General features: G+C 69.7%; 12 protein-coding genes. 5 read left to right on the top strand and 7 right to left on the bottom strand.

Going from position 1 to position 14,177, the window contains the following annotated elements; all coding sequences use genetic code 11:
* Positions 1 to 2: 2 nt before the first annotated feature.
* Positions 3 to 2,657 (bottom strand): AAA family ATPase, encoded by a 2,655-nt coding sequence (locus tag G6N45_RS12095; protein ID WP_163722559.1) that lies wholly within the window; start codon positions 2,655 to 2,657, stop codon positions 3 to 5.
* On the bottom strand, positions 2,654 to 3,802 hold the full coding sequence (locus G6N45_RS12090) for a metallophosphoesterase family protein (protein ID WP_163722558.1): 1,149 nt from the start codon (positions 3,800 to 3,802) through the stop codon (positions 2,654 to 2,656). The genes G6N45_RS12095 and G6N45_RS12090 overlap by 4 nt, the downstream gene beginning before the upstream one ends.
* A 105-nt stretch (positions 3,803 to 3,907) precedes the next feature.
* On the opposite strand from G6N45_RS12090, the gene G6N45_RS12085 reads away from it, so the two are divergent.
* The gene (locus tag G6N45_RS12085) at positions 3,908 to 4,414 is read left to right on the top strand and encodes a SixA phosphatase family protein (protein ID WP_163728272.1); all 507 of its coding nucleotides are present in this window, start codon (positions 3,908 to 3,910) and stop codon (positions 4,412 to 4,414) included.
* On the opposite strand, the gene G6N45_RS12080 is transcribed toward G6N45_RS12085, so the two are convergent.
* On the bottom strand, positions 4,411 to 4,953 hold the full coding sequence (locus G6N45_RS12080) for a DUF3558 domain-containing protein (protein ID WP_156394848.1): 543 nt from the start codon (positions 4,951 to 4,953) through the stop codon (positions 4,411 to 4,413). The two genes, G6N45_RS12085 and G6N45_RS12080, sit on opposite strands and share 4 nt — an antisense overlap.
* A gap of 2 nt (positions 4,954 to 4,955) precedes the next feature.
* Positions 4,956 to 5,528, bottom strand: a complete 573-nt coding sequence (locus G6N45_RS12075) for a DUF3558 domain-containing protein (protein ID WP_163722557.1) — start codon at positions 5,526 to 5,528, stop codon at positions 4,956 to 4,958.
* A 118-nt stretch (positions 5,529 to 5,646) separates the two neighbouring features.
* Between G6N45_RS12075 and G6N45_RS12070 the strand changes: the two genes are divergently transcribed.
* Genes G6N45_RS12070 through G6N45_RS12060 form a run of 3 tightly spaced genes read left to right on the top strand, consistent with a single transcriptional unit; the run spans position 5,647 to position 11,490 of the window.
* Positions 5,647 to 7,374 carry an ABC transporter ATP-binding protein gene (locus tag G6N45_RS12070; protein WP_163722556.1) on the top strand — a complete coding sequence of 576 codons (1,728 nt, stop codon included), beginning with the start codon at positions 5,647 to 5,649 and terminating at the stop codon, positions 7,372 to 7,374.
* A complete protein-coding gene (locus tag G6N45_RS12065) occupies positions 7,371 to 9,272 on the top strand; it encodes an ABC transporter ATP-binding protein (protein ID WP_163722555.1) in 1,902 nt (633 codons plus the stop codon). Before G6N45_RS12070 ends, G6N45_RS12065 begins: the two co-directional genes overlap by 4 nt.
* 46 nt (positions 9,273 to 9,318) lie before the next feature.
* Positions 9,319 to 11,490: a molybdopterin-containing oxidoreductase family protein gene (locus G6N45_RS12060; RefSeq protein WP_163722554.1), complete on the top strand. Its 2,172-nt coding sequence runs from the start codon at positions 9,319 to 9,321 to the stop codon at positions 11,488 to 11,490.
* Here the strand turns inward: G6N45_RS12060 and G6N45_RS12055 are convergent.
* Positions 11,481 to 12,038 carry an ATP-binding transcription factor AbmR gene (locus G6N45_RS12055; RefSeq protein WP_163722553.1) on the bottom strand — a complete coding sequence of 186 codons (558 nt, stop codon included), beginning with the start codon at positions 12,036 to 12,038 and terminating at the stop codon, positions 11,481 to 11,483. The two genes, G6N45_RS12060 and G6N45_RS12055, sit on opposite strands and share 10 nt — an antisense overlap.
* 96 nt (positions 12,039 to 12,134) lie before the next feature.
* On the opposite strand from G6N45_RS12055, the gene G6N45_RS12050 reads away from it, so the two are divergent.
* A complete protein-coding gene (locus tag G6N45_RS12050; RefSeq protein WP_163722552.1) occupies positions 12,135 to 13,028 on the top strand; it encodes an AIM24 family protein in 894 nt (297 codons plus the stop codon).
* A 1-nt stretch (position 13,029) separates the two neighbouring features.
* Here the strand turns inward: G6N45_RS12050 and dtd are convergent, their stop codons facing one another.
* Positions 13,030 to 13,461, bottom strand: coding sequence for a D-aminoacyl-tRNA deacylase (dtd, locus tag G6N45_RS12045; protein WP_163722551.1), 432 nt, complete (start codon positions 13,459 to 13,461; stop codon positions 13,030 to 13,032).
* Positions 13,462 to 14,088 (bottom strand): DUF305 domain-containing protein, encoded by a 627-nt coding sequence (locus G6N45_RS12040; protein WP_163722550.1) that lies wholly within the window; start codon positions 14,086 to 14,088, stop codon positions 13,462 to 13,464. It lies immediately after the preceding gene.
* Positions 14,089 to 14,177 lie beyond the last annotated feature (89 nt).

Raw genomic sequence — 14,177 nt, 5'->3', positions numbered from 1 at the left:
GGCTACGTGACCAGTTCGATGTGGCGCGCGGTCTGCACCCCGGCGTAGCGCTGCGGGCTGCAGGTCAGGATGATCACCTGCCCGTCACCGGCCACCGCGTCGAACACCTCGGCCATCCGGGTCAGCCGCTCGGCGTCGGTGAAGCCGAGCGCGTCGTCGATCACCACCGGCACGCTGTCCTCCTTGGCGACCAGCGTGGCCCCCGCCAGCCGGGCGACGATGCCCAGCTGTTCCTTGGCGCCACCGGACAGCGAGTCATACGGGACCGTTCGCCCTGACAGGGTGCGGTGGCCGATACGCAGCTCACTGTCCACGTCGACTTCGAAGGTCTCCCCGAAGACGATGCGGCCCAAGCGTTCCACCTCGGTGCGGAACGGATCGACATAGCGCGACCGCATGGCGTCTCGGTGCCGGCCCATCACCGTCCGCAGCAGCTGCGCGGCGCGGGCCCGGCGCTGCACCCGCCCGTAGTCGGCGTGGGCCCGCTCCCGTTCGGTCTCGGCGGCATCGAGCCTTCCCTTGCGCCCCTCGGTGCCGAAGACCTTCAGCTGCGCGGCGACCTCGCGCAGGGCTTCGGCGGCCTCGTCGTGCCGCGCGACGGCACTCGCGGCCACACGCTCGGCCTCGTCGAGGCGCGCGGCGACCTCCTCGGGGGCGTGGCGGGCCAGCTCCTCGGTCAGCCGGGCCACCTCTGCCGCCGCCGCCGTCGCCGCGTCGGCGTCGGCTTGGGTCGTGACGGCCAGCTGGTCGTCGGCGACCGTGGCGCGGGCCTCGGCCAGACGGTGCCCCGCGGCGGCCAGTTCCTCGGCCACGACGGCGAGCTTCTCCTTGACGCGGGCGGCGCGCAGCTCCCGTTCGGTCACCAGCGTGGCGGCAGCCTCGGCGACCTTGGCGTGGGTCTCGCAGTCACGCAGGGCCTGCTGGTGTGCCGCGGTGGCCTCGATCAGCTCACGACGCTGCGCGGCGGGATCCTGCACCGCGGCCGTGGTGGCGTCGAACAGGCCGTCCTCGGCCGGCAGCCGGCCCCGCACGTCGGCCAGCCGCGTCCGGAGCGCATCGAGCGAATCGTCGGTGGACAGCGCCGCCAGAATCGCCCGTACCTGCCTGCCTGCCGCCTGCAGTTCCTGCCGTCGGGCGTCGAGCGCCCGGGCGGCGTCGAGGTCGGGCACCCCGGCCTCGCGCAGCGCGGCGCCCAGCGTCTCGGTCGCGCGGTCCAGTGCCGCCTGGGTGCTGCTGGCGGTGGCGCCGGCCACCACCCGCACGGTCAGCACACCCGGGATGTCGAGCTCCGTCGCGCCGGTCACCGCCGCCGACCAGCGCTGGCCGGGCTGCAGCGTCACCGCCTCGCCGTCGACCGCGACATCCACGTCGGTGGCCGCGGTCATCTCGATGCGGGCCGAGGTCAGGTCGACGGCCGACGCGGCCCGGTCGACCGCGGCCGCCGCCTTCTCGATGGTCGACATCAGCTCGGCGGTGAGCGTGATCTTCGCCAAATCCCGTGTTGCGGCGTCGAGTTCGCGTTGATGCCGCTCGATGGTGGCGATCCGCGCGGCGAGGCGGTCGGCTTCCTCCCGGTCGGCCAGCAGTGCCACCGCGGCGTGCGCCGCGTCGACGCGCTGCTTGCAGGCCTCGAGCAGCGTCCGGGCCTGCTGCGCGGTCTCGTCGGCGCTCACCCGCATCTCGCGCGCGGTGTCGGCATCGTCGGCGGCGGTCTGGGCCTCCTGCTGCAGGCGGGTGACGGTCGCGGTGCGCTCGTCGATCTCGGCCCGGGTACGCCGCCGCTCGGTGAGGGTTGCCAGCGACGCGGCATGCGTGGATTCCGCCGCCCCCGCGCGCACTCTGGCCTGCGCGAGCTCTCCGGTGAGGACGGCGATCGCCTCGGCTGCGGCGCGCACTGCCGTCAGAGATGCTGCGGCAGCGACCTTTTCAGCTGCCAGCGCGTTCAGGTCACGGGTGAGCGTCGCGTGCCGGCGCACGGCGTCGTCGACCTCGGCGATCGCCGCGGCGCAGCGGGCCACGTCCTCGTCCGCGCTGCGCAGGCGGGTGGTGGCCGTCAGCCACTCGCCGGTGGGCCGCCCGGTCGCGGTGAAATAGCGCCGATACTCCTCATCGATGCGGTCGACCAGCAGCGTGTCGACCGGCCCTGCGCCGGCGACGGGCGTCGCGTCGACCTCGCCGGCGACCACGTCCAGGGCCCGGGACAGCGCGTTGCACCCGGACAGGTCGGTCGCCGACGTCGACGCCGACTGGATGACCCGCTGCGCCTGCCAGAGGTCGAGGTCGACGGTCTCGGCGAGAATCGCGCGGACCCGTTCGTGCGCCTCGTCGCCGGTGAGCTGCTCACGACGGGGCGCGAGCACCGTCAGTTCCGTTTCCGGCTTCTTGTGGAAACGCTTGCGATACACGAAACGGTAGGGGCCCGTGGAGATCTCGGCCGTCACCTCGGCGCCGACGTCGGCGTGGGTGGGCTTGACCTGCTTGACGTCCTTCTTGGTCGAGCGGTCCTTCGACTCCAGCAGCAGATCCAGCGCTTCGAGCATCGACGACTTGCCGATCTCATTGGCGCCGCTGACCACGATGACGCCGCTGTCGGGGAAGCAGATGTCCCGGTGGGTGATTCCGCGATAGTTGGTCAGCGTCAACCGGTGCAGCTTCACGCTGCTCCCCCCTCGGTCAGGCGCAGCAGCAGGGCCAACGCCGCGCGGGCGTCCTCGGCGTCGTCTCCCGACGAGCGCGCAGTGGCGACCAGCTCGTCGACCGCGGCGGCGGCGAACCCGCCGATACCGAGGTCGTCGAACTCCCCATCGGCGGGCATCACCGCGATGTCGGTCTGCCTGTCCCACGGCACCAGAGCGGCGAACACGCGGGCGTAGCGGTCCAGGCAGACATCGAGCGCTGCCTTGTCGGTGACGGTCAGTGACCCGGTCAGCCCGAGCCGGATCACCGTGCGTTCCTTGTCCGGCATCAGGTCGAGATTGATGTCGAGATCGGCCACGTCGCGGCTGTTGTCCACGCCGTGGCGCAGCGACAGGAACCGCCAGGTGCCGACCCGGCGCGGATCGACCCGCACCTGCCGGCGAGGGTCCGCCTCGTCGATGTCGACGACCAGCACGTTGCCCGGATCCGGTTCGACGTCGTCGAAGTTCGTCACCTCCGGCGCACCGGAGTACCACACCCGGCCCGAGGATCCGACGTTCAACACAGAATGCTTGTCGCCCAACGCGACATAGTGCACCGCGCCGCGGGCCAGCGCCGCCTCCAGTGCGGACAGCCCGATGAGCGACGCCCGATCCTTGTCGGGCACCAGGATGTCGACCGCGCCGTGCCCGACCACGATGCGGGTCACCCCGTCGGCGGGCAGACCGTCGAGTACCTGGGCGACCAGATCGATGGTCGGGAACTTCGACGACCACGGTGCCGCGACCAGCTCCAGCCCGGGGCGCACCTGATGCACGCCCGGCCGGTCGAGGACGATCACGTTGTCCGGGCGCTCAGCGGTGAACAGCGCACTGGTGTAGACCGAGGCGGCGTCGAGCGGGTCGTGGTTGCCGGGCAGCAGGTACACCGGCACGCCGATGCCGCGCATCGCCTCGAGCGACTGGCTGACCTCCCGCGGGGCGAGCTGGTTGTGCTCGAAGACGTCCCCGGCGACCACCACGAACTCGGCGCCGGTGTCGGTGGCGAGCGGCCCCAGGGCGGTGACCGCGCCGCGCCGGGCCGCCGAGTACCGGGGCTGGGCCTCGCCGCTGAGGAAGTGCCGGGTCATGCCGAGCTGCCAGTCGGCGGTGTGCAGAAATCGCATCGGATGACCGTCCTTTCCGTCGTCGGCGTCGTCGTTGCGGGAAGTCTATTGCGGGCCGCCGACAAGTCCCGGGACGCGCACCGGATGGACTACCGTTATCTCCCGATGAGCGATCGAACACGCACGCTGGTGCTCATGCGGCACGCCAAATCGGACTACCCCGACGGGGTGGGCGATCACGAGCGTCCGCTCGCGCCGCGCGGCGTCCGGGAGGCCGAGCTGGCCGGCGACTGGATCCGGGAACACCTCGGGCAGATCGACGCCGTGCTGTGTTCGACGGCCACCCGGACCCGGCAGACTCTGGACCGCACCGGAATTGCCGCGCCCGCGCAGTTCTCGGGCCGCATCTACGAGGCCACGCCGGGCATCGTCATCGAGGAGATCAACGGGATCACCGACGACGTGACCGCGCTGCTGGTCGTCGGCCACGAGCCGGTGATGTCGTCACTGGCGCTCGGGCTGGCCGACGAGGACAGCGCCAACGGCCTTGTCGCGGAGAAGGTCTCGGCGAAGTACCCGACGTCGGCGATCGCGGTGCTGCGTACCGCCGTGCCGTGGGGGCAGCTGGGACTCGGCGGGGCCGAACTCGTCGACTTCCACGTGCCGCGCTAGGCGCGGGTGGCGAGCGTGAGCTCCATCAGCTTGATCGCCATGCCGCATGCGTCGATGCCGGGTGCCTGCGGGTTCACCCACCAGCCCACCACTCCCGCGGCGTCACTGGCCACGCCGCAGGCGCCGTTGGGGTCGTTGGGCCGCATCACGAACGACTGGATGCCTGCGATCGACCGGTTCTCGATCTGGTAGTTGAGCTGCTGAGCCGTCTTGCGTTCGTTCTCCAGATCGCCCTGCTCGAACCAGAACCGGGTGATGTCGACCAGCCCTGCCGGGTTGGCGGCCTGCCACCGGCAGACCGCACCGACGAACGTGCTCTGGATGTCGAGCGGATCCGCCCCGACCGTCTGGGCGAGGATGTCCTCGGTCAGGACCTCGCACTCCTTGAGCAGGTTCGGGTACTTCTGCTGCGAGTCGTTGTTGCGGGGGACGTCACCGGAACCGGACTTGGCGGCGGTGCCCTCGACGGTCTGCGTGCACCCGGTCAGCACGACCAGGCCCGCCAGCGCGGCGGCCGCCGCGGCCCTTCCCCGACGCATGCTCATTTGGAGTTCACAATCGATTGGCGGGTGAGTTCCTTGGCCACGTCGCACGGATCCGGGAACGGCTTCTGGGCGTAGCTGATCGACCACTCGATGAAGTCGTCGCCGAAGCCGATGCCGATCTCGCAGAGGTTGGTGCCGAGGGTGGGATCGTCGTTGGAGGCGATGAAGCCGTCGTGGCCCTCGATGTTGACGTCCTCGACGCTGGTCCTCGACAGCTCCTCGGTCTTGCGTTCACGGCCGATCGGGCTGCCGCGGAACCAGGTGAACGAGAAGTGCGGGCCGACGATGCTGCCGCCGGCCAGCCACTGGCAGCCCACCGAGTTCTGCGCCGTGTTGGTCAGCCCGGGCACCTGGGTCTGCTTGATGATCTCCTCGTCGCTGATGCCGGCGCACTGCGGGAAGAACGGTCCGTGCTTGGCCGCCTGCGGCGGCGCGTCACCCGACGGGACCGTGGGCGACGACGGCTGATCGTTCGAGCACGCCGCGAGCACGGGGATGATGGCCGCGGCAGCAACGACGGCCCTCAACGGCCGTCGATGTCCACGCTGGCTTCCGGTCACGCCATGCACTGTAGCGGCAGGCTCAGGGGTCAACCACCGACATGCCGATTGACCTGCGAGTTCAGCCGATTCTCAGGTGCGCCCGCCGGACGGGCGCCGGTGTCGGCGGGTATGCGACAGTAGCGGGATGCTCTTCGGCCTGCTCCGACGGCATACCCGTCCGTACCGCCCGCTGCTGGCGATCGTGGCGGCGTTGCAGGTGATCAGCACGCTGGCCACGCTGTATCTGCCCACCGTCAACGCCGCGATCATCGACGACGGTGTCGCCCAGGGCGACCTGCGCCGCATCGTCGAACTCGGCGCGGTGATGCTGGGGGTGTCCGCCCTGCAGGTGGTGTGCGCGGTGGGCGCCGTCTACTTCGGCTCGCGGGCCAGCATGGGCGTCGGACGCGACCTGCGGTCGCTGATCTTCCACCACGTCACCGGCTTCTCGGCCGAGGAGACCGCCCGCTTCGGTGCGCCGTCGCTGCTCACCCGCACCACCAACGACGTGCAGCAGATCCAGCTGCTGGTGCAGTTGACCGCCACCATGCTGATCACCGCACCGATCATGTGTGTGGGCGGCATCGCGATGGCCGTGCACCAGGACGCCGGGCTGTCCTGGCTGCTGCTCGTCAGTGTTCCGGTGCTGGCACTGGCCAACTACTGGATCGTCTCGCACCTGCTGCCGATCTTCCGCCGGCTGCAGCGCCTGATCGACGGGATCAACCGGGTGATGCGCGAACAGCTCACTGGGTTGCGGGTGGTGCGCGCGTTCGCGCGGGAAGGCTACGAGCGCAACCGGTTCGCCGAGGCCAACCATGCGCTGGCCGACGCCGCGATCGAGGCGGGCCGGTGGCAGGCGTTGATGCTGCCGGTGACGACGCTGGTGATCAACGTCTCCAGTGTCGCGCTGATCTGGTTCGGCGGCCTTCGCATCGATGCCGGCCAGATGCAGGTCGGCTCGCTCATCGCGTTCCTGTCCTACTTCATGCAGATCCTCTTCGCGGTCCTGATGGCGACGTTCATCCTGGTCATCATCCCGCGGGCCTCGGTGTGCGCGGAACGCATCACCGAGGTGCTGTCCACCCGGCCGGCGATCACCAGTCCGGCCGCGGCGCTGACACCGGAGGCGATCACCGGCGAGGTCCGGTTCGACAACGCGACGTTCAGCTATGCGGGAGCCGATCGGCCCGTGCTGCAGGGTGTTTCGTTGACCGCGCGACCGGGCAGGACCACCGCGATCGTCGGGTCGACCGGGTCGGGGAAGTCGACGCTGGTGTCGCTGATCTGCCGGCTCTACGACGTGACCGACGGTGCGGTGCGCGTCGACGGGATCGACGTGCGCGATCTGGACATCGAGACGCTTTGGGCGGCGGTCGGTCTGGTGCCCCAGCGCGGCTACCTCTTCTCCGGCACCATCGCCGACAACCTGCGCTTCGGTAAGGCCGACGCGACCGACGACGAGATGTGGGCGGCGTTGCGGGTGGCCGCGGCCGACGACTTCGTCGCCGCCCATCCCGACGGTCTCGACCAGCCCGTCGCGCAGGGCGGCATGAACTTCTCCGGTGGACAGCGCCAGCGCCTTGCGATCGCGCGCGCGGTGATCCGCAGACCGAGGCTGTACCTGTTCGACGACGCGTTCTCCGCGCTGGACGTGCACACCGACCGCACGGTCAGGTCCCGCTTGCGGGAGGTGTCCGCGGGAGCGACGATCGTCATGGTGGCGCAACGCATCTCGACGGTCGCCGAAGCCGATCACATCGTGGTGATCGACGACGGGCGGGTGGTCGGCGCCGGCACCCACGACGAGTTGATCGGTTCGTGCGAGGAGTACCGGCAGTTCGCCGATTCGCAGTCGGTGGGGACGGTATGAGCGGACCGCTGGCGCGTTCCATGCGGATGGCCGAGCCCCCGCAGGCCCGCTCACGCGATTTCACGGCCTCGGCACTGCGGCTGGTGAGGCGGCTGATTCCGCACCGTGGACTGGCGGTGGCGGTGATGCTGCTGGGGATCGGCGGCATCGCGATCGGTGTCATCGGTCCGCGCATCCTCGGGCATGCCACCGACCTGCTGTTCAACGGGGTCATCGGCCGGCAGTTGCCCTCGGGCCGGACCAAGGAGCAGGCCGTCGAGGCGGCCAGGGCCCGTGGCGACACCACATTCGCCGACCTGCTTTCGGCCATGAACGTGGTGCCGGGCCAGGGCGTCGACTTCGGTGCGGTGGCCCGCACCCTTGCCCTGGCGCTGGGGCTGTATCTGGTTGCCGCGCTGATGGTCTGGCTGCAGGCGCGACTGCTCAACATCGTGGTGCAGAAGACGATGGTGGCGCTGCGTTCCGACGTCGAGGACAAAGTCCACCGGTTGCCGTTGCGCTACTTCGACTCCCGGCAGCGCGGTGAGGTGCTCAGCCGGGTCACCAACGACGTCGACAACCTGCAGCAGTCGCTGTCGATGTCGATCACCCAGCTGCTGACCTCGGTGCTGACCGTGGTGGCCGTGCTGGTCATGATGCTCACGATCTCCCCCCTGCTGACGTTGCTCACCGTCGTGACGGTCCCGCTGTCACTGTGGATCACCCGGTCGATCGCACGGCGGTCGCGCCGCTTGTTCGTGGCGCAGTGGACCAACACCGGAAAGCTCAACGCGCACATCGAGGAGACCTACAGCGGCTTCACGGTGGTCACCACCTACGGTCACCGCGCGCTGGCCGAGGAAGAGTTCCGCAAACTCAACGACGATGTGTACCACGCGAGTTTCGGCGCCCAGTTCCTCTCCGGTCTGGTCTCGCCCGCAACCATCTTCGTCGGCAACCTGAGCTATGTGGCGGTGGCGGTGGTCGGCGGGCTGCAGGTCGCCACCGGGCAGATCACGCTGGGCGGTATCCAGGCGTTCATCCAGTACGTCCGACAGTTCAACCAGCCGCTCACCCAGATCGCCGGCATGTACAACACCCTGCAGTCCGGGATCGCCAGCGCCGAGCGGGTTTTCGATCTCCTCGACGCCGAGGAGGAACCGCCGGCATCGCTGCGCGAGCTCCCCGCCGGCGGACCGGGCAGCGGCCGCGTCGAGTTCCGCGACGTGTCGTTCGCCTACCGTCCCGGCGCGCCGGTGATCGAAGATCTCTCGTTGGTGGCCGAGCCCGGCACCACGGTGGCCATCGTCGGGCCGACCGGCGCGGGCAAGACCACGCTGGTGAACCTGCTGATGCGGTTCTACGACGTCGACGCGGGCGCGATCCTGCTCGACGGCGTCGACATCACCTCGGTCAGCCGAGCCTCGCTGCGGTCCCGCATCGGCATGGTGTTGCAGGACACCTGGCTGTTCGCCGGCACGGTCTACGACAACATCGCCTACGGCCGCCCCGACGCCGATCGGGACGAGGTCATCGAGGCGGCCACCGCGGCCTACGTGGACCGCTTCGTGCACACGCTGCCCGACGGGTACGACACCCGGATCGCCGACGGCGGCACCAACATCAGCGTCGGCGAGCGTCAGCTCATCACGATCGCGCGCGCGGTGCTGGCCAGGCCGCAGCTGCTGATCCTCGACGAGGCCACCAGCTCCGTGGACACCCGTACCGAGGTGCTCATTCAGCACGCGATGGCCTCACTGCGCCGCGACCGCACCAGTTTCGTGATCGCGCATCGGCTTTCGACGATCCGCGACGCCGACATCATCCTGGTGATGGAGTCCGGCCGGATCGTCGAACGCGGTACGCACGCCGAGCTGATGGCGCGCCGCGGTGAGTACTGGACGATGATCCAGGCCTGAGTGCCGATCGCCGGATTAAGCGATCTGCTTGCGGCAGCATGACGGTATGACCCGGACCGTGCACACGTTCTGTCGGTACTGCCTGGCGTCCTGCGGCGTCGACGTCACCGTCGACGGCAACCGCGTGCTCAAGATCTCGCCCGACAAGCAGAACCCGCACACCTGGCGGGATTTCTGCGCCAAGGGCCGCACCGCTGCCGCACTGGTCGAGCATCCCCGGCGGATCGTGGCCCCGATGCGCCGCGTCGGCGACTCCTACGTGGAGGCGACGTGGGAGGAGGCCATCACCGACATCGCCGCCCGGATGAACGCCGTGATCGACGCGGACTGCCCCGACGCCGTCGGCGTGTACTACGGGAATCCGGCCGGCTTCTCGTCGTCGAACATCATCTTCATGAACGGCTGGCTCGACGCGGTCGGCACCCAGAGCCGGTACTTCGTCGGCTCCATCGACCAGAACGCGATGCACGTGGTCGCCGAAGCCATGTACGGCTCGATGCTGATGGCCCCGGTGTCCGACGTCGACAACTGCGACTACTTCCTGCTGGTCGGCACCAATCCCGCGGTGAGCGCCTGGAATTGGCTCGAGACGGTGCCGGGTGGCTGGCGGCGGGCGCTGGACCGGCAGGCCCACGGCGCCACGCTCGTCGTCGTCGACCCGCTGCGGACCGAATCCGCCGCCAGGGCCGACCTCCATCTCCCGGTGCGGCCGGCGCAGGACTGGGCGCTGCTGCTCGCGATGATCAAGGTGATCTTCGACGAGGGCCTCGAGCACCGGCAGGACTGTGCCGAGCTGGCCACCGGAGTCGCGGAGCTGCGCGCGTTGGCCGCGGAGGCGGACCTCGACGACCTCGCGCTGCGGTGCGGGTTGCCACGGGCCCAGATCGAATCGGTGGCACGGGGTTTCGCCACCGCCCGGGCCGCGATGGTGGTCACCCGGACCGGCGTGTCGATGCACCTGACCGGCACCGTCGGGGAATGGCTGGGGCATGCGCTCAACGTCATCACCGGGCGCATGGACCGCCCAGGGGGCCGCCGCTACGAGCCCGGCTACGTCGACGCGCTCCGAATGTCCGGCATGGTCGGCGCGAGCCGGCACCGCAACCGGCTGTCGGGCCGGCCGATGGTGGCGGGAGGGCACGCACTGTCCGAACTCCCCGCCGAGATCACCACCCCGGGACGGGGTCAGATCCGGGCGCTGGTGATCAACTGCGGCAACCCGGTGGTGTCGGGTCCGGACGGGGCCGCGCTCGACGAGGCGCTGGCCGAACTGGATCTGCTGGTGGCCGTCGATTTCGTGCAGCGGGAGAGCCATCGGCATGCGCACTGGTTGTTGCCGGCCGTGCACTGGCTGGAGCGCGACGACCTGCTGGCGTTCACGAGCAACATGCACGACGAGCCGTACGTGCAGTACGGCGCGAAAGCCATCGAGCCACCACCGGGTGCGCGTCAGGAGTGGCGCATCTTCGTCGATCTCGCGATTGCGATGCGCCGGCCCCTGTTTCGCGCCCCGGGTCTCAACACGTTCATCCGCGCGACCCGACAGTTGGCCCGCCTCACAGGCATCCGCGGGCTCGAGTTCGGCCCTCACTGGATCGACCGGCTGGTGCTGGCGACGGGCCGAAAGGTCAACGGCCGCAGGATCCGATGGCGCGACGTGCGCGCCCACCCCCACGGCTGGGTTCTCGGCCCCCGCGAGTTCGGGCACTTCCGGGACGCGCTGCGCACCCCGGAGCACAAGGTCCGGCTCGCGCCCCCCGAATTCGTGGCCCGCGCCCGCGACCTGCTCGCCCAGCCGCCCGCCGATCCACCGGCGGAGTTCCCGTTCTCGCTGGCCAACCGACGTCGCAGGCACTCGATGAACTCCTGGCTCAACGAGTTGCCGGGGCTGCACCCCTCAGGCAAGGGCACTGAGGTGGTGATTCACCCCGATGACGCGCTCCGCCTCGGTGTCACCGACGGCGACCGCGTCCGCGTCACGTCGAAGGTCGGGCGGATCGAGCTCACCGCGTCGGTCGGCGACGAGCCGCGACCCGGCGTGGTGATCATCGACCATGGTTGGGGCTCAAGGGTTTACGATCCGCGCGGCGGCGCACCCGCCGAGTCCTTCGGCGTCAACCGCAATCTGCTGGTCGACGCCGAACCGGTGGATCCGCTGTCGCAGACCCCGGCGCTGAACTCGACGTTCGTGGCCGTCGAGAAGGTGGATCAAAGCTGAGGACCGGACGAGCGCAGGTCGTCCACCTCACGCATCGCGTCACGCAGCTTGCCGAGCCATTCGTCGGCGTGCTCGCCGACCAGCCGCACCGACCACGCCAGCGCATCCGAGCGTGACCGGGCCACCCCGGCGTCGACGAGGGTGTCGAGCACCTGGCGTTCGGGCTGACGGAGCCGGGTCATCACCGGTACCGCGATGTGCGTGAACAGGATTCGCTCCTCGCCGACCGTCACGCCCCAGGCCACCTTGCGGCCGTAGCGCGCCTCGGCCTCGTCGGCGATGCGCATGCGCTCACTGCGAGTCTGCTCGCGGAATCTGGCCGCGCGGCCGGATGCACGGGCCTCGCTGTCGGGCTCGCCGCCGGGTTCGGGAAGGCGGCCGACGACGGTGATCTCCTCGCGATCGACGACGACCTCGGGGTCACCGGCGAACCATTCCTCGGGTAGGCGGCCGGCGAACCAGTCTCCGGCGTCGCGGGCATCGGGTTGGTCGGCTTGCTGCCAGCCGCCGGAGCGGCCCGGCCTACGGCTGTGGGGTTGGTGTCTCATGATTACATGCTTACACCGTTACAGCGCTCGAATGTGGTCGTTCACCGACGGCGAACGGCTTAGGGTGAGGCCACCAGAACACGGGAGGTGGCGACGGTGACAGCACCCGGACAAGGCAGTTGGCAGCCCGACCCGGAAGGGCGCTACGACTACCGCTGGTTCGACGGGCAGCGGTGGACGGATCAGGTGTCCAAGGGCGGACAGGTGATGGCGGCCCCGCTGGGCCAGGCCCCTGGCCCGCAGGCCGGTCCCGCGCCTGGCCAGCCGCAGGCACAGGTCCAGGCGCAGGTCCAGCAGGCACCGGGCAGCGGCGATGGATTCGCCGGAATCAGCGGCGATCTCGTCGACGGCCGGTTCAGCGAGAAGGAAGCCAAGGCGATCGCCAACCAGAACGCCAAGCTGCTGCGCGTCCGGCTGGGCGAACCGTTCATGGCCCGGCAGGGCTCGATGGTCGCCTACCAGGGCAACGTCGACTTCGCCTTCGAGGGCGGCGGGGCCTCGAAGTTCATCAAGAAGGCGCTGACCGGTGAGGGGTTGCCGCTGATGCGGTGCGCTGGACAGGGTGACGTCTTCCTCGCCGAGCGCGCCTACGACGTCCACCTGCTCAACCTGACCAACTCCGGCCTGTCGATCAGCGGCAAGAACGTGCTGGCCTTCTCGTCGAGCCTGGACTGGAACATCGAACGCGTGAAGGGCGGCAGCATGGCCACCGGCGGGCTGTTCAACACCACGCTGCGCGGCACCGGCTGGGTGGCGCTGACCACCGACGGGCCGCCGGTGGTGCTCAACGCCGCGGAGGCCCCCACCTTCGCCGACACCAACGCGGTCGTGGCGTGGTCGGCCAACCTGCAGACCCAGCTGAAGACGAGCTTCAAGGCCGGCGCGCTGATCGGCCGCGGATCGGGCGAGGCGGTCCAGGTGTCCTTCTACGGCAACGGATTCGTGATCGTTCAGCCGTCCGAAGGCGTGCAGATCACGGCGACGCAGTAGCTCACAGCTCCAGCTGCACCGTCACCGGACCGTCGTTGACGAGCTCGACGGCCATGTCGGCGCCGAACGCGCCGGTCTGCACCTGCGCTCCCAGCGCGCGCAGCGCCTCGGCGAACGCGTCGACCAGCGGCTCGGCGACGGCCCCGGGCGCGGCGGCGTTCCACGTCGGCCGCCGCCCCTTGGTGGTGTTGCCGTACAGCGTGAACTGGCTGACCACCAGGATCGGTGCACCGATGTCACTCGCCGAGTTCTCACCGTCGAGAACCCGTAGCTGCCAGAGCTTTTCGGCCATGCGCTCGGCCTTCGCCGGGTCGTCGTCGTGGGTGACGCCGACCAGCGCGAGCAAGCCCTGGGTGGCCGGCCGGATCTCGCCGACGACCTCGCCGGCCACCGTGACGCGCGCGGACGTCACCCGCTGCACGAGCACCCGCATCTAGAGGGATCCGAGAATCTGCTTCATCGTGGCGATCTCACGCTGTTGAGCGTCGATGATGTCGCGGGCCAGCTTCTTGGCATCCTCGGCCTTGCCGGTGTCGAGCTCGGTCTGCGCCATCCGCACCGCGCCCTCGTGGTGGGCGATCATGCCGGTGAGGAACTGTTTCGCGGCGTCGACGCCCTGGGCCTGCCGTAGCTGCTCGAGCTGCTGGTCGCTCATCATCCCCATGCCCATATCGCTCATGTCGTGACCCTCGTGGTTCATCGACGGGGCGCCCCACGCGGTGAGCCATTTCTGCATCGTCGCGATCTCCGGACCCTGGGCGGCCTTGATCTGGTTGGCCAGCTCGACCACGCGGGCATCGATGCCCTGCTTGGCGAGGATGATGTCGCTCATCACGATCGCCTGCTGGTGGTGGGGAACCATGCCGTCGGCGAAGGAGACGTCGGCGTCGTTGTGCGCCGCCGCCGGATCGGCGTTGTGCGACATCGACCCGTGATCGTTCGTGGCCGACACACCGGCATCCTCGGTGCTGCTGGTGCTGTCGGTACATCCCGTCAGCAGGAGAACCAGAGCGGCTCCCCCGGCTGCCGCTGCGGCCTGCAGTCTGCGTGTGGACATCATTGTCGCGCTCCCTTCAAAACCTCGTTGAATACCCTAGGGGGGTATGGTACACATGTGTGAGCGGGCGCTTCACACCGCCCGAGGAAAGG

This window comes from Mycolicibacterium psychrotolerans, assembly GCF_010729305.1.
In the GTDB taxonomy this organism is placed as follows: Bacteria; Actinomycetota; Actinomycetes; order Mycobacteriales; family Mycobacteriaceae; genus Mycobacterium; species Mycobacterium psychrotolerans.
This window is presented reverse-complemented; position numbering and strand designations above follow the sequence as displayed.